The 15,595-nt window shown below is 38.8% G+C and carries 19 protein-coding genes; 3 read left to right on the top strand and 16 right to left on the bottom strand.

The features are described 5' to 3' along the window. Positions 1-8: 8 nt before the first annotated feature. From AB5I83_RS04495 to AB5I83_RS04480, 4 genes are read right to left on the bottom strand one after another with little or no spacing between them, the layout of a single operon-like run. Entirely contained in the window at positions 9-1,238 is a 1,230-nt protein-coding gene (locus tag AB5I83_RS04495; RefSeq protein ID WP_448973130.1) for a glutathionylspermidine synthase family protein, read from the bottom strand. A 10-nt stretch (positions 1,239-1,248) separates the two neighbouring features. After that, positions 1,249-1,713, bottom strand: a complete 465-nt coding sequence (locus tag AB5I83_RS04490) for an RNA helicase (RefSeq protein WP_226085075.1) — start codon at positions 1,711-1,713, stop codon at positions 1,249-1,251. Between the two features lie 14 nt (positions 1,714-1,727). Next, positions 1,728-2,129, bottom strand: coding sequence for a DUF350 domain-containing protein (locus AB5I83_RS04485; protein ID WP_167832594.1), 402 nt, complete (start codon positions 2,127-2,129; stop codon positions 1,728-1,730). A 12-nt stretch (positions 2,130-2,141) separates the two neighbouring features. Further along, positions 2,142-2,585: an aminotransferase yhxA gene (locus AB5I83_RS04480; protein WP_448973127.1), complete on the bottom strand. Its 444-nt coding sequence runs from the start codon at positions 2,583-2,585 to the stop codon at positions 2,142-2,144. Between the two features lie 391 nt (positions 2,586-2,976). On the opposite strand from AB5I83_RS04480, the gene AB5I83_RS04475 reads away from it, so the two are divergent. Then, the gene (locus tag AB5I83_RS04475; protein ID WP_448973126.1) at positions 2,977-3,951 is read left to right on the top strand and encodes a LacI family DNA-binding transcriptional regulator; all 975 of its coding nucleotides are present in this window, start codon (positions 2,977-2,979) and stop codon (positions 3,949-3,951) included. A gap of 43 nt (positions 3,952-3,994) precedes the next feature. On the opposite strand, the gene AB5I83_RS04470 is transcribed toward AB5I83_RS04475, so the two are convergent. From AB5I83_RS04470 to AB5I83_RS04435, 8 genes are all read right to left on the bottom strand, one after another. Beyond that, on the bottom strand, positions 3,995-4,555 hold the full coding sequence (locus AB5I83_RS04470; RefSeq protein ID WP_448973125.1) for an MEDS domain-containing protein: 561 nt from the start codon (positions 4,553-4,555) through the stop codon (positions 3,995-3,997). Positions 4,556-4,748: 193 nt separating this feature from the next. After that, positions 4,749-5,747: an NAD(P)H-dependent flavin oxidoreductase gene (locus AB5I83_RS04465; RefSeq protein WP_448973123.1), complete on the bottom strand. Its 999-nt coding sequence runs from the start codon at positions 5,745-5,747 to the stop codon at positions 4,749-4,751. A 115-nt stretch (positions 5,748-5,862) separates the two neighbouring features. Continuing rightward, complete coding sequence (locus tag AB5I83_RS04460) at positions 5,863-6,048, bottom strand: hypothetical protein (protein ID WP_448973121.1); 186 nt, start codon at positions 6,046-6,048, stop codon at positions 5,863-5,865. Between the two features lie 139 nt (positions 6,049-6,187). Continuing rightward, a complete protein-coding gene (locus tag AB5I83_RS04455) occupies positions 6,188-6,763 on the bottom strand; it encodes a glycerol-3-phosphate acyltransferase (protein ID WP_448973119.1) in 576 nt (191 codons plus the stop codon). 170 nt (positions 6,764-6,933) lie between these two features. Then, positions 6,934-8,184 carry an MFS transporter gene (locus tag AB5I83_RS04450; RefSeq protein WP_448973118.1) on the bottom strand — a complete coding sequence of 417 codons (1,251 nt, stop codon included), beginning with the start codon at positions 8,182-8,184 and terminating at the stop codon, positions 6,934-6,936. Positions 8,185-8,669: 485 nt separating this feature from the next. Continuing rightward, the gene (locus tag AB5I83_RS04445) at positions 8,670-8,903 is read right to left on the bottom strand and encodes a hypothetical protein (RefSeq protein ID WP_448973116.1); all 234 of its coding nucleotides are present in this window, start codon (positions 8,901-8,903) and stop codon (positions 8,670-8,672) included. A 134-nt stretch (positions 8,904-9,037) separates the two neighbouring features. Next, entirely contained in the window at positions 9,038-9,769 is a 732-nt protein-coding gene (locus AB5I83_RS04440) for a ZIP family metal transporter (protein ID WP_448973114.1), read from the bottom strand. Positions 9,770-9,848: 79 nt separating this feature from the next. Then, positions 9,849-10,232 (bottom strand): VOC family protein, encoded by a 384-nt coding sequence (locus AB5I83_RS04435; RefSeq protein ID WP_448973112.1) that lies wholly within the window; start codon positions 10,230-10,232, stop codon positions 9,849-9,851. 386 nt (positions 10,233-10,618) lie between these two features. Between AB5I83_RS04435 and corA the strand changes: the two genes are divergently transcribed. Further along, positions 10,619-11,569: a magnesium/cobalt transporter CorA gene (corA, locus tag AB5I83_RS04430; protein ID WP_448973111.1), complete on the top strand. Its 951-nt coding sequence runs from the start codon at positions 10,619-10,621 to the stop codon at positions 11,567-11,569. Positions 11,570-11,612: 43 nt separating this feature from the next. On the opposite strand, the gene AB5I83_RS04425 is transcribed toward corA, so the two are convergent. From AB5I83_RS04425 to AB5I83_RS04415, 3 genes are all read right to left on the bottom strand, one after another. After that, positions 11,613-11,801, bottom strand: coding sequence for a hypothetical protein (locus tag AB5I83_RS04425; RefSeq protein ID WP_226641928.1), 189 nt, complete (start codon positions 11,799-11,801; stop codon positions 11,613-11,615). After that, positions 11,794-12,765, bottom strand: a complete 972-nt coding sequence (spoIIP, locus tag AB5I83_RS04420; protein WP_448973109.1) for a stage II sporulation protein P — start codon at positions 12,763-12,765, stop codon at positions 11,794-11,796. The genes AB5I83_RS04425 and spoIIP overlap by 8 nt, the downstream gene beginning before the upstream one ends. 275 nt (positions 12,766-13,040) lie before the next feature. Further along, a complete protein-coding gene (locus tag AB5I83_RS04415) occupies positions 13,041-13,979 on the bottom strand; it encodes a magnesium transporter CorA family protein (protein WP_448973107.1) in 939 nt (312 codons plus the stop codon). A gap of 308 nt (positions 13,980-14,287) precedes the next feature. Here AB5I83_RS04415 and AB5I83_RS04410 point away from each other — a divergent pair, with 308 nt between their 5' ends. Then, positions 14,288-14,683 (top strand): hypothetical protein, encoded by a 396-nt coding sequence (locus AB5I83_RS04410; RefSeq protein ID WP_448973106.1) that lies wholly within the window; start codon positions 14,288-14,290, stop codon positions 14,681-14,683. A 76-nt stretch (positions 14,684-14,759) separates the two neighbouring features. Here AB5I83_RS04410 and AB5I83_RS04405 read toward each other — a convergent pair whose 3' ends face one another. Next, entirely contained in the window at positions 14,760-15,482 is a 723-nt protein-coding gene (locus AB5I83_RS04405; protein ID WP_448973104.1) for a DUF421 domain-containing protein, read from the bottom strand. Between the last annotated feature and the right edge of the window lie 113 nt (positions 15,483-15,595).

The raw sequence follows: 15,595 nt of genomic DNA, 5'->3' as shown, positions 1-15,595 counted from the left end.
CCTTTCTGTTAAGCCAATCCAACTGGTAAAAAGCAAGATAGGTTGTTTGTGATTTCCCCACCGACACGGAAGCCAAGCGCTGAAGCTTTACCATTCACCAGAAAACTCCCTGTAAGAATGTGGCCACTTTGTTTCCCTTTTTCTGAATGATATGAAACAGTCGGCAGTTCAATATATTGCTGGAATATAGATGGCACATCCATGTAGTTTTTATGTTTTTCCTCCATTAACAACTTACCAGTGGAGCTGAATATTTGGACTGTATCTCCTTCTCTTCCGAAAATCGGCTTTTTAACATATGATACTTGTTTTTCAGAAAAGGGCTCTGCTTCCAGGTAGGTTGGCAGGAAATAGTCCTCGATCCATTTATGCTCTTCGTTTGTAAAAAAAGCATCTTTATTTTCATGTAAACCCCAAATCACGGCCTGGACAGCTTTATTCTGCAATAAAAAAGCAGAAGGTGGATTGATAATGGCCAATTTCTTTGTCTTTACAAGCTCAAGAAGCCACAGTCCGATTTTGTTTCCTGTTTCGTCTTCATCCATTATCAACCCTTCGATCGGAAACGTTTGCCGGTAGAGGATATCAATCCTGCGCCCCATTTGATCGTAGAGTCCGTTCCCTGGTACGATCCTTAGTTTATCCAGAGCAATGAACTTCGAAGGTAAACCATAAAGCTCCTGCAAATATAGAACAGTATTTCGATCTTCGATATTGTCTTCATGCGCAGTGAACACGATATATGGCTCTATCTCATTGAGCCATTTGGCTGAAGCAGTAACGGCAGTCCTAACGGCTCTCGCCAATTGCTCTTCGAATCCTTCATTTGGATTTCCGTAACCAAATTGATTAGCAACAGCCCCATTTACACTGAATAATTCCTTAATGAATGTTGGAGTATCAGAATTAATCTCGATGCACTTATATGTATTTTCAGTTTTAATAAGATCAAGCCTTGCAATGACACTTTCCATATTCATTGTCTTTAGTCGTATAAAGTCAAGCGTTTCACCCGGATACCCCAGTTCTCTTAAGGTATCCAGGTCTGCATTCCTCAGGAGATCAGTCACTTTAAAAAAGATCTTTCCGATCCGCTCCGTGGATATCCTGATGGCCTCTGCTTCATTATGATCGATGGTTGAAATATCGTATAAAGCGTATTCCTCTCCATATAAATCAGGCCAAAAATTCTTGATTCCACTATAAAAATGTTCTCTCTTTGTTCTGTAGGTTTTCATGGAATGCCTCCTATTCCATGTCGTTTTCACCAATGGCTTTCACATAGAGGACGTAAACTCCCCTGTCTTCATCCACTTCGGTTGAGGTGACGGCCATTTGACCTCCGCCAGGGACATCGATGATATCTTTCAATAGGTAGCGAATTACATCTAAATGAGTCCGGCAAGGAACTGCCGTAATCAATTTATAATTTTCACTCTCCCTGTACCGACGGAATTCCACATGAATGCCTTTTCCCCGATAGTTCTTTTCATCCAGGACGGAATTGTTCTTGCCTCGTTCTTCAAGCACCAGTATTTCTTCATCACCAGCCATCTCATTGGATACTAGTTCATACTGAGTCCCTTTAATAATAAAATAAGTGCATAGTTGTCGGGCATAAAATTCGTCTAACCCGACGTTCGGGATAGAATATTCATAAAATGGTTCATAATTGCCTTTACTATCATGAATGAAGTAAGTCAGTTTTTTCATAGAAGCTTTTCCTCCTAATAAGAAAGGCTCTTTGCAACGATCCAGCCTACAGCAAGGGAAAGTGAGAAAAGAATGACACCGACAGATCGGTTGTCTTCCTCGATTGCTTTTTGCAGGCTATATTTGATCGTAACTACCTCAGCAACAAAGAAAACGATGATTTGCGTAAAAATCCCAATTGATCCCCAAATAGCCATATCAAGGAGGGAAATCGAATATTCTGCAGCTGCGCCAAGCACGATTGCAAGACCCAACATTTTTCCGCCAAGCGAAAGAGCGGCAGTAATATTTCTTTTGCCAATCAGTTCAAATTCCTTGATTTTCGGGGTAGCCAGCACGAATAAACCGACACCTGCGGTTAGCAATACCAATCCAAGCCCTAGGTAAGCGGCAAAGCTTACATATAAATTTGTCATTGTTTCTCTCCCTTAACCGCCAGTAGTGCTTCTTGACCCGCTGCCGAATCCTGAACTGCCCTTTGGCGAAGTATTTTTATAATTGCTGTCCAGTCTTGCCCCTTTGAATGCCGAGCTCTGTTTGTATTTCATATAATCATTGCTCTTATAGAGTAAAGATCGGTTTGCAAAGAACATTCCTGCGAAAAAGTAATGTCCAAAATACGGAGAATTATTATCATCACATTCCCAAACCCCATCTTCATTGTCCCATTCCCAGTCAGAACAATCGGTGCCTTCTGGTACTGGAGGAATTTCTTCAGTCTGCTCGGAGCTCCAATCTTCCCCTTCACCGCCAGAAGGATCCTGATCCCAATCCCGATCAGGAATGGCCTGTGGGTTGTTATTGCATCCTACCAATCCCATCACCAAAGCTGTCGCTGAAATACCAGCCATCACCTTTTTTGTTTTGCTCATTCGTATCACCTCTTTCTTATTGACGTAAATATCTACGGAAATCCACGGGAAAAAGTTTCAAAATCTTTCCTAATATATGACCTGCCTTTTATTGTAACACTTTAAGTTGGTCAAAATGTTTTATTATTTAATTAGTTTGCACTACAATGCTCTATTCTCATGAACATACAGGATTGATTTAGTATTCCCCATTAAAAAACTCCTCGTAACTAAATTCCTCTATTTCCGCGTTACCTATTGCAATTTTTGCTAAAATAATTTCAAACAAGCATAATCCTGCCAACATCAAAAACCTGTTACCATAATGAACACTCCTTTGTGATATGTTTGAATTCACAATAATTTATGGAACGCGTTTCAGGTCAAGAATAAATATTTGCGAGGTTTTTACATGGCTAATATCCGAGAAATTGCCCGACAGGCGGGAGTCTCTGTGTCAACTGTCTCCAGAGTATTGAATAATCATCCATATGTAAGTCCAGATAAACGGGAAGCTGTTTTAAAAACTATAAAGGAACTGGATTACAGTCCAAATATTAATGCTGTCCATTTATCCCGGGGCAAGACAAATATGGTTGGTGTTGTATTGCCTACAATCAATCACCCTTATTTCTCTGAACTTCTGGAAGGTATTGCTGAAGAGGCGATCAAGCATAATACCCAGCTGGTTCTTTTCCAGACCGGATATCGGGAAGAAAAAGAATTCGAAGCGTTAGAACAACTGCGTGGCCATCTCATTGATGGAATTATTTTTGCTTCACGTGCCATTCCCTTTAACTTACTCTTGAAGTATAAAGATGACGGTCCTATTGTGTTATGCGAAGATTGTGATCAAGATGAGTTTCCATCTATTTCAATCAAACACGATGAAGCCTTCAACATGGGGTTGGAATACTTAATATCTAAGGGGCATGACCGCATCGCCATATGTTTGGGAAGGCTTGAAGGAACGAACAGCCAGAAGCGCCAGAAGACATATCTTAAAAAGATGGAGTTGATTGGCCACGAGGTAGACGATGAGTGGATTATTGGAGATTGTTTAGTTGTTCAGGATGGTAAAAAGGTGATGAACCGATATTTAAATATGAAAGAAAAGCCTACAGCCTTTCTGGTGGGCAATGACCAAGTTGCAGCAGGATTGATTACCGAAGCAACAAAAAATGGGCTAGCGGTACCCGGGAATGTCGCTGTATTAAGCTTTGATAACCATCCAATCTCTGAAATCATGGCGATAACAACAATTGACATCCCCACTAACCAATTAGGTTCAGATGCTTTTAAAGCATATATCAAGCGTTCAGAAAACAATGAATACGCACAAAAAGTTTCTCTGCCATTTCAATTGATTAAGAGAAAATCTGTCTGAAATGATAAAAAACCTGCCGATGGTCATCGGCAGGTACTTTCATTTAGCTATTTCGATCAATCTGTTGAATGGTATCGTCAGTCATGTAATAATCGTGCGAATCCATCAGGATGTCTTTCAAAGACTCAGGAACCCTATTGGCATCATAGCCACAAATGGTAATTAATGTTGTTGACTGAAGCATTTGGTTAGCCTCTTTTTCATAATTTCCAATATTCTGGAAAATATCTTCCTGATCTCTCCACTCAACATGTGCCCATGTCTGTACAGGAATGTTGTTTTCCAAAAAGGGTGCGAGCATATTATCTAAATAACTAAGAATCGTTTTCTTATTAAAGTTGCCGCGATAGCAGTAAAAATCATAATTATTGATTGTGTGAATCATTTCCTGCTGTTCCTCAGTTAGTTCACTCTTGATTCTCTTTTGGACCAAAGGCAAAATACGGTCATTTTCGATAATCATGACGTGATTGCCGAGACCGATTGCCGCAGTAAGATAGACTATAAGATTATCAACATATTTCCCTTCATCATTGAATGAATAAAAAATATGGGCTCCCGTTTCTTTCACACCGGAGATCAGGTCCTGGATTTTTTTTTGCATTGTATCAGTCTCCTCAGGGAATTCAAGGGAAACAAACAATGAATTCACATATTCAAATATACCCTCTATACTAACATACTTCTCCCCATTAATCGACTAAACAAAATTATGACTGAATCAAGAGAACCCTATCCATTTTTCCCCAGAAAAAAAACTCACCGATAATTGGTATCTTCAATCGGTGAGTTTAGGTTTATTCCATAATTAATGGCTTGATTTTGCTTGATTTTGAATTCAAATTTCTTAAAGCTTCACTGTATTCTGATTCTAGTTGGTTAATGATTTCCGATGTGGTTTGAATTTTTTCTATGGCCCCAACTCCCTGACCTGCAGACCAAATATCTTTCCATGCTTTTGCATTTGTCTCTCTTTGCATGGAATCAAAATTCACATTATCTTTTTTCTGAAGGGTTTCTGGATCCAGTCCTGCCCTGACAATGCTTGGCTTCAGCATATTCGCTTTCACGCCAGAAAATGCATCCGTAAGAATAAGGTCTTCCTGAGTAGCATCCACCACCATTTGTCTGTATTCATCGTTGGCCATGCTTTCTTTTGCGACAATGAATCTTGTGCCCATATAAGCTAGATCTGCTCCTGCTGCCTGGGCAGCAAGCACAGCTTTTCCAGTTGTGATTGATCCTGCCAGCACAATGATTCCATCCCAGAAAGTCCGTACAGAATCAACAAAAGCAAAGCTATTCAATTCCCCTGCATGGCCGCCTGCTCCATTAGCGACTAAAATCAGGCCATCTACTCCTGTCTCTGCTGCCTTCTTAGCGAATTTCACATCACTGACATCTGAGAATACAAGGCCACCATATTCATGTACAATGTCTACCACTTTCTTTGGACTGCCCAGTGATGTGATAACAAGCTGAGGTTTATGCTTTTTTAATAACTCAAGCTCTTCTTCAAGCCTGCTGTAAGTACTATGTACTACCATATTCATCGCCCAAGGTGCTACTTTTCGTTCTGGATCTTGTTTCTTTGCTTCTGCTAATTCATCATTCAATCTGCCCATCCATTCATCAAGAACTTCTATTGGTCGGGCATTAGGCGCCGGGAATGATCCAATCACTCCATTTTTACAGCAAGAACTAACCAAATCTGGACCTGAAACAAGGAACATTGGTGCAGCAATAGCAGGAACGGATAACTGCTCCCACCAGCTTTCCGGAATTTTTTTACTCATACTATCATCCCTTCTTCATTTCTAAATTTTCTGAATATAACTATATCATAGTTTAACAGAGTGGATATTTCAATCAGGATGAACATTTTATTATGCTAAAAAAGAATCCCTCACATCAATGTGAAGGATCTTTACGATATTTCTCCATAATTTTTTTAAAGCTTAAAAGTGTACGGCTGAAAAACCTTTCTTTTCTATCTTGTGGTTCCTTTAAATAACTGCGCCAAATAAAATGACTAACTTCTTCAATCACTAGCAAAATAATGATCGGCAGCAGCAAGAGCCAAACCCAGTTCCACATATTTCAGGCTCCTTTCGAACGGATACATTATCCTATTCATTTCATTACCTCGAAATGTGCGAATGATAAACATTAACTGCTCTTTATTTTGGTCCCAGATAGCATGGAATAGGTGGTTATCTGCTATTTACCAGCTTCTTTATTTTTTGGCTCTCTTATCTATTCTCTCATATATATCCTCACGGTGGATGTAGATGATCGCTATCACGAGGAAGCAGGCAATTAAAATGGCAATGAGCTGGATGCCAAGAAAATAGAAGCCAATTGGAAGCAAAACAAAGGAACCCAGTCCAGCAAATGTGAAACTTTTTAGAAACGGATAAAGAAGGATAAATCCAATAATGAGAATCAGAGCTGACATGGGTTCAAAGGCGATCATTCCTCCAATAAATGTAGAGATACCCATGCCTCCTTTGAATTTTAAAGTAATCGGCTTAACGTGGCCGAGAATGGCAAACCCTAATCCTACTAAAAGTAATTCGGGTGCCAAATTAAAAAATTCACCTAGAAAGACCACAAGCACCCCTTTTAATGCATCACCAAGAAAAGTAAAAACGAATGATACTTTTCCATGTACCCGGCCTGCATTCCTCGCCCCGACATTGCCGCTTCCCTCAACTCTTATATCTTTTTTCCCGAGGATCTTCACAACTAAATAACCAGCCATTAAGCTGCCAAGAAGATAAGAAATGAGAAGATAGCTAAAAATAATCATGGCTACACAACCTGTCCTTACAATATTAATAGAGTTTATTCGGTGTTAGTCCGATAAATTCCTTTATAAATCCCTTATAAAAAAATCCAGTCTTAAAAGACCGGATTTTTATACTCTTTTTTCCTATTTGATTGACAGGGGTATTAAGCACATACTCACTGTAAAAATCCCTATGCTTTTTGGACTGCCATTTTGTTACTGTTGAAGTATCGTTTTTTCATATAGAGATAGAATAGTAAAAATACCGCACCGGATACCAACCTTAAAACAGCTGCGAAATTCATAGCTGTATTGATTGAACTTAACTGAAGCAGGTATACTCCAACTTGCGGCGCGATAAAGCCTATAATTGCTAATAGGATATTGTATTGGGCTATGAAGCTTCCGCGATTCTGCTCCCTTGTTACCTCGAGAAGCTGATTGAATAACAAAAGCACAGTACCCGAAACAAACAGGCCAGAAGTAAAATTCACGAAGGTCAGATAATACATATTGGTTGATAGTATCGTAAGGAATGGTGCTGATGCCATCCCTATAGCTGTTATCGCCAGCATCTTCGCATTGCTGTGCTTGTCAGCCATCCTTCCCCACCAATTGAAGCTGATGATTTGGCCTACCTGATTTGCCACTGTAATGATACTGATCCAGAAGCCCGTCATATGCGCAACTTTAATATTATAGATATTGAATAATGGCCAGGCTAACTGCCAGGCGAAGTTGAAAAACAACCCACAGATCAAAAAATAAATGAACGGTTTATGTTGGTATGCATCCCAGCCAAAACTAACCCGTTTCTTGTCAGTTACATTATCTTTCTTCGGTTCTACATGTCTATTTAAATAAAAGATTTCCATCATTCCAAAAAGAAACGCGAGAATGAAGAGTATTTGATATGGCAGGGGATTGGCTTTATCAAACCATTGCAGTCCTATTCCAATTAGCAATGTCGTAACCATTCCGGCAATAGTCAAAACTCTGTTTCTCTCGCTGAAGAATCCACTTCTGCGGCTATCTGATATAAGATCCCCGATAAATGACTGCCAGCTAAGCATTGCGAATGATCCGGGAAGATTCATAAAACCAATGAGCAGTACAAACGTCCATGCCCTGTACTCTTCCGGAAGATATATGACGAAGAACATTGCCAGTAAAAATATACGCGTGAAAAAAATAGAGAGACCAGTGAACCTCTTTTTTTCCTGCAGCCTGCTCATGATCACTGTACCTAGAATCATAGCTAACATGCCGACTATTTGAGGCAGAGAACTGATTAATCCAATTTGATAATTCGTAGCACCAAGGACACCAATGGCAAACAAGGCAAAATAATTATTGCTCATACTCATAACGATCGTAGAGGCAACACCATTTATGATGCTATTCTTTTCATTCCTCTTTGTTATTTGTGAAGGACTATCCATGCATTCCCTCTTCTTTCGAATGATTCATATATTATTTTGGATACCGAAATATCCACCTAATTTTACTCCTTCTGGTTTTTGCTGGCAATAGGTTTTTTAATGGAGCATTAAAACAAAAATCTTCTGTCAATTCCACTTATTTGGAAGGTTATTTTCCTAAGCTGAGGCAATGACTCATATATTTCTAAAAACGCATTTCTTGGTGATTTTTCATAAAACAAAGGAATTCATAAGCGGAGAATTTCCGGCTACCGTCTATAATGGAAGCTTATTTAGCAGATATAAGCGGATATATTCCGGTTAACTGCTATAAATAAGTCAAAATCCAATGTTTTTTATTAAATAAACGGAAAAACGACCCTTATTTTTAAGAAAATAAGAGCCGTTTCAATTTTTACCGGAATTCTTCCGCTTATTTTTCAACTTGTGAAATCAACATCAGTTATAAAAGAGCAAAAAGGAGCAACTTGCTCCTTTTCACTTCATTACACATTCATTAAAACCAATTTCATTCTGTTGTTACGTTCGCTTCTTTCTTCTTCTGTTGCCAAGTCATACTTTTTCAGCAAATGGAATACTTCATTCAGAATGTCCTGAGTATGTTCTTTTTCAAAAAACTGATTGAACATTGGGTGAAATTCTTCAGGCAAAAAGTCTTTTTGTGACTCGTATTTCTTCTGGACGTCTTCTCTACTGTGGTCGATCTTGCATTCTCCCATATTGATCCCTCCTAATATGTATACAATTAGAATACCAGACTCTCTTTGTCTTTACCCAATCCTTTTGTTATTATCCTTTTTAATGCTAAGTTTTTATCCCCAAGAAAGGGCATGAGCCTATGCCTCTTCAACCTTTACCCAAAATGCAATGTGAGATAGAGCATGGAAATCAAGCCCAAGATAAATGAATATGTAGGGAATTTGACATGATGATCCTCTTGGCTTTCTGGAATCAATTCTTTATAGATAACAAAGAGCATCGCCCCTGCCGCAAAGCTCAAGCCGAAGGGTACTAGGCCATCCACTTCAGAGGCAAGGAAGTATCCAATTGTTGCGGTTACTATTTCCACAGCTCCAGTCAACGTAGCGATCAAAAGTGCCTTCATTCTGGACATTTTATGATGGATTAAATATAGCCCAACAAGGAATCCCTCCGGTGCATTTTGCAAGCCGATTGCAAAAGCAATGATTGCACCAAGATTTTCTTCCCCGGTTCCATAACTTACACCGACTGAAAGTCCTTCAGGCAAATTATGAAGTGTGATTGCTGTGATGATGACTAATGTCTTCCGATCAACACCTGGTAAAAATTTAAAGTTACTAGTATTCAATTTCTCTGTCTTCGAATTGATAAAATTCAAAATGAATGTTCCAAATAGCATACCAAGGGATAAGACCCAAATATTTGATGCTTTCATAGCTTCTGGTATCAAACTGAAGGTCGTCGCTGCCATCATGATCCCAGAAGCGTAGCCGAGAAGCAACGCCTTTAACCTTGATGAGACATTATTTAGAAATAATACTGGAATTGCTCCAAGCCCTGTTGCCATCGCAGAAATGACAATCCCCAAAAAAGCTTCTGCCATAATTTCCCCTTTGCCTCCTAATTATAAAAGTAAAATACCTTTCCCTTTATAAGAGGAATCAACACATGGAAATAATCATTCACGGTGCTGCCAATTCAACTTTCATACGGTCAGGACCTTCAAAGAATACCGCATAGTAGTCTGGGCCACCTGCAAATGGGTGTCGATCTTGATAAAGGATGGTCAGGTTTCTTTCTTTTAATTTTTCCGTCATTTGGTCCACATGTTCACGAGATTCTGCATAAAATGCGAGATGATTCAATCCAACCTGGGACCGGTGATATCCTGCTTTTAAGAACTTTTCATGAGTTTGTACAAAAACTAAATAAGTGTTCTCGAACTTCCAGCTTATACCGCTATCCCATTTTTGATAGACTTCATAGTTCAATTCACTTAAAAACCAATCCCAAAACTCAATCGCTTTATTTAAATCGCTTACATTGATTTCAATATGATGCAGCATTCTATCACAGCCTCCTAATCAAATCTGTTTTGCATAATGAACCTAAAAAAAACGGCACAAGAATAAAATAATGTCTTTTAGAAAAATGGATGGGGACCATCAATTCGGCAATCATTAATGTTAGTATGTTCTCTGTCCTCGGTCTCCACTGTAAAAGGCTTTAATATGGCATATTGCTAGCTATTCCTATTATAGCAATTTTTCTTTTCTTCCATCATCTTTCATACGGTGACTCCAATCTTCCTTAAGTAAGTTGCTTCTGTTTTGATTCCGAACATGTATTGCTAATATAATAGAGAGGGGTAACAGCATCATTGATGATTGCATACTCACTATTCATTAATCATTAACAAGCTGGCCTAGATTAAAATTTTCCGGGAGATTTTATGATACGTACAATTTCTGTTAGTCCTTCAGGTGATATTCAAACTGGTCAAAGCCTAGATACATTGCTATCAAATCCCGATCATTGGTATTGGATTGATTTTAATGAACCTACTGATGAAGAGATTCAATTATTGGACACACCGTTACAATTCCACCCATTATCCATTGAAGATTGTATTCACACTCTTCAAAGACCAAAGCTCGACTACTATGATGATTTCCATTTCTTTGTTTTTCAGGCATTGAATGGAGAATCCATGCAAAAGGAAGAGGTTGATTTATTCCTTGGACGTAACTATATTGTGACCTACCATAGTGTCAGTACCCATGAAGTTGATGAAGTCTGGAAGAGATTAGAACTCTCAAAGGTGGCAAATGAGTGGAATCCTTCAATCGTTCTTTACCATATTTTAGATAAGATTGTTGATAATTATTTCCCACATGTCTATCGTATTGAAGATTTATTGAATGAGATAGATGAGAATTCAGCCGATCGCTCAATGGAGGATCTGCTTGAAGATTTATTCGATACAAGACATGAGCTGCTCTCATTGCGGCATACCATCACCCCAATGAGAGATTTAGTGTACAGGATGATTAATTCCCATCGCCTATCCGGAGTCCTTGAACAAAAAGAATATTTTGCGGATATTCATGACCATTTATTGAGGTTGGCTGAGAAGGTTGAAGCCAGTCGTGAATTGACAACTGACATCCGCGACGCTTACTTATCAATGAATTCCCATGAAACCAATCGAGTGATGAAAGTATTGACGGTGATAACAACCATTTTCATGCCTCTGACATTCATCGCTGGAGTTTATGGGATGAATTTTGAGAATATGCCTGAACTCTCCTGGCAATATGGTTACTTCGGAGCTTTGTTTGCCATGCTTGTCATCGGGGTGATTATGTTCTTCTGGTTCAGGAAAAAGGGCTGGTTTAAGTAAAGAAGCGCATCTAAGGAAGAAAAAAACATTGAAGCTGCATGCCTCAATGTTTTTTTTCATTTTGCTTTTCTTCTTCCTGCAAGATTAAGAAATCCTCGACAAGACATTTACTGCTTATCATCATCCCTGAGAGAAAAAATGCAATGGTGACCGTGATAGGAAAATAAAAATACGCGAACAGCGATGTGGCAATCGTCCATACCAGCCAGTAGTATTTTTCATAATCAGCCATTAACCTCTTCCGCCTTCCAGTAGAGTTGACTGATTGCATCTGCTAACGCTTCTATCGTATTCTTTAATTCCTTCATATTATTATCAACGCCGCCAACCTCAACTACTAACGTGTTCGCATGCAAATCTTGATTGTATATTCCATCCACTCCGATTCCCTTTTTAGGCAAGACACCCTTGCTAATGCCCGGATAATTTTTATTGAGGATTTTATGAAGCTCGTTTGCAAACTTCAGGTTCTTTTGAAAGCTTTTATTTTCCTCGCCTATTACAAAAACTAATCTTGCATAAGGTTCATTGTTGATTGTAGTTGTAGTCGAATCTTTTCTCACAGAGTCTCGATGCAGATCTAGGAAGTATTCCAATTTCTTGTTATCAGCCATCGCCTCTTGAACCAATGAACGTGAAACCTCATAAGACTTATATGTCAGCCAGCCTTTCCTGTCCAGCTCCTGGCCAATATTGGTCTTATCCACGCTAGCCCCAATACCTCTCTTCTCCAATTCCTTCCCTAGTAAATCACCCACAATGGTAATGTTCGTCTTGCCATCAACAGCTTCATTTTCATTCTCTGCACCCTCAAGTCCAAGTAATGGCAGATAGGATTCCCAACTGTGCGTGTGATAAATGAAAACCGTTTTTTCTTCTGGAGAAGAACCGGAATAAACCTTCCCGCTGTTCAACTCCTTTAATTCATCTGCCGCCATATTCCTTTCCTGCAGCAGAACCTCCATTGGAGGGGCAGACTCCATCGGTATATCTGTAAAATCAACACCTTCATCCGCAATAAGAAAATTAGAATCAAATACACGAAAACCAGGAATTTCAGTCCTGACCAAGCTTCTTAGATCATTCATTTCGATATTTGTAAGCAATTTGAAACCTGTGGAAAATACAGGCAAATCAGTATTTGAACCTGTCAAGGCATGTCCGATCAATGGGTTTTCATAACTTATGATCCTCAAGAAAACCTCTGCTCCAATATCTCCATTCACCTTAAATTTAAAGATGCTGATATTCGAAGACGAAATGAGGCCGGCCACTAGAAAAAAGCTAAAAGTGCAAATTAATATAATGAAAACGGACAATACTTTCCTATAAAAACTGACCAATATTCCAGCCATTCCATCACCCTTTTACCTGTGATATCCATATAAAGCACCATCACTGTTAATTCATAAATATGTATGAAAGGCGATTTTAGACTAAAAAACGCCCGGACAGATGTCCAGACGCTTAGTTAGAAATATTTCTTTTTCCAAAAAATGAATGCTGTCAATCCCGCTAAAAAAACAGCCATACTGATAGCCAGGATAAATGCATAGGCATTATGCTGGAATGGAAGATCAACGTTCATACCGTAGAAACTTGCTACCATGGTCGGAAAAGATAGAATGATGGTAATGGAAGTAAGGAATTTCATCACCATATTGAGGTTATTTGAAATGATTGAGGCAAATGCATCCATCATGCCGCTTAAAATGGAGCTGTATGTCTCAGCCATTTCAATAGCCTGCGTATTTTCAATGATGACATCCTCCAATAAATCCTTGTCCTCTTCATACATCTTCAAATAATTAAAGCGCATGATCTTGGCAAGAACGACTTTATTGGATTTAAGTGACGTCGTAAAGTAAACCAAGCTTTTCTCTAATGCGAGAAATGCATACAATTCCTTGTTTTTCATTGACTGATGCAGCTCGCGTTCAATCTCATTCGTCTTTTTATTGATTTGTTTCAAGTACCGCAAATAATAAATTGAAATCACATAAAGGATTTGCAGGGAAAATCTCGTTTTCTTAAAAGTATAAAATTCCTTGACTCTGTTTGACTTGAATTCATTCAGAACAGGTGTTTCTTTCAGAGAAACAGTTATAATACAATTTGGCGTTTGGATGATCCCGACAGGAATCGTTTCATAGATTGGGAAGCCAGATTCATCATGCGTGATGTAGGGATAGTCAACAATTATATAGACCATTCCATCTTCCTTTTCAATCCTTGGACGCTCTTCATCATCAAGGGAATCCTTAATAAAATCAATTGCGACACCAGTTTCATTCGCTACTCTAAGGATTTCATCCTCAGAGGGATGTACCATATTGACCCAGCAGCCTTTTGATATTTCTTCCACACATAGTAATTGTCTTTGTTCACTGCTTTTATAGATTTCCAGCATTTGATCAACCTCCTCTTCTTTTATTGAGGAAGCCAACTACCTTTACTCAGAGTTGATAGTCTTGCAGCATTCAATTGTATCAAATCTAATAGATCATCGACTTCCCCGCACCTATCGGGATCAGGTTCCTTTGAATAACCCAAAGATACCAACTCCTTTCTGTTTTCACCTATTACATCTTACTCCTGACTGGCTAAAACCACAATGAGAACTTAAAATTATTCTGTTGACTAATTACCCATGGGGGTATATAGTTTTACTTGTAATAAAAATTAACCTTATAGGTATAAATAAGGAGGACATTTTGTATGTCAAAAATGATCATAAATTCCATCATTGCTATTGCGATGATTTTGTCTCTAGTCGTTGTTGGCGGTCCACAGCAAAAAGCTCAAGCTGCTACTACATCCGCTGATGTTCTGGTAACAGTTGGCCAAATGGGTGCGGATTCTTATTCTCAAACATTAAATGGAGTTCTTCATACAGTTGACCAGATTGGCTTCATGGCTGACAGAATTCTTTGGACACAAGAACAAATCGGTTTTATGGCTGACAGGATCGTATACGTAACAGAGTTTTCTCAGGATAACACTGTTAAAGTAATATACATGGCAACAGCTTTATGGCCAACCGGCACGAAGGATGGCGGATACACATATAAGGTTTCTCTTATGCCGGTTGCGATGCTTCCAGCTGGCTGGTAAATAGCAAAGTAAAAAGGCGAACATAGGGTTCGCCTTTTTGTTTATCTTAAAAATCTCCTGAACAATGACTGTACATTCAATGATATATTGGTGGAATATTTAAATCAGTTTGTTTCTTTAAAGTGATTTGCAGTGACTTACTTTCCGTAATGGAAGCGAAAAAGATATCCTTCAAATGATGAATTGATTCTTGTGCCAATCTATCCATCAGCCACTCCTCATCCAAGCTAAGCTGGAATAAAACTTTCTTATACAACTTCCCGTCGAGAATAAGAGGCATTGCCATATCTTCATTGCTCCTGGTTAGCTGCATATCTTCAAGGGTAACAGTTTCTTTCCCTTGCTTTTTTTTGACCGTTAAATTTCCGTTTGCTTCAAGTATCCCTAAATTTACATCCTGAACATTAAATATATCCTTTTCTCGTAACATCAACAGGATATTATCGATTGAGTATTGTGTTTTTCGTAAGTTCTCCACTATGAATTGCCCTTGATGAATGACTGTAACTGGTTCAAACGTAAGTAAACTTCCAACTCTCCTGCTCTTTATTTTCAAAAAGGCTACCAGCTTTTGAAGTAAAGCGATTAAAATGATCGCAACTGCAGTATGTATATGTGGAATTTTGGGGTCGGCAATGTCTGCACCTACTACAGCACCAAACGCTAATAAGGTTAAAAAATCAAATACTGGCAACTCCCCAATTGAACGCCTGCCCATAAACAACGCCGCAAACAGCATCAATGGGAGAATTGTGACTACCCTTCCTAAGAGAATGAGCATTTCTTCTAATAGCTTCATCTTTCGCCTCCAATTGAAAGAATACATTAGTTAGTTTTGATGTATGATGACCATTTATACCTAGATCGTCATATTCTCTTAATATCATTTCCTAACATGTATCCCACTCCTTT

Source organism: Mesobacillus sp. LC4 (assembly GCF_053543455.1).
This window is presented reverse-complemented; position numbering and strand designations above follow the sequence as displayed.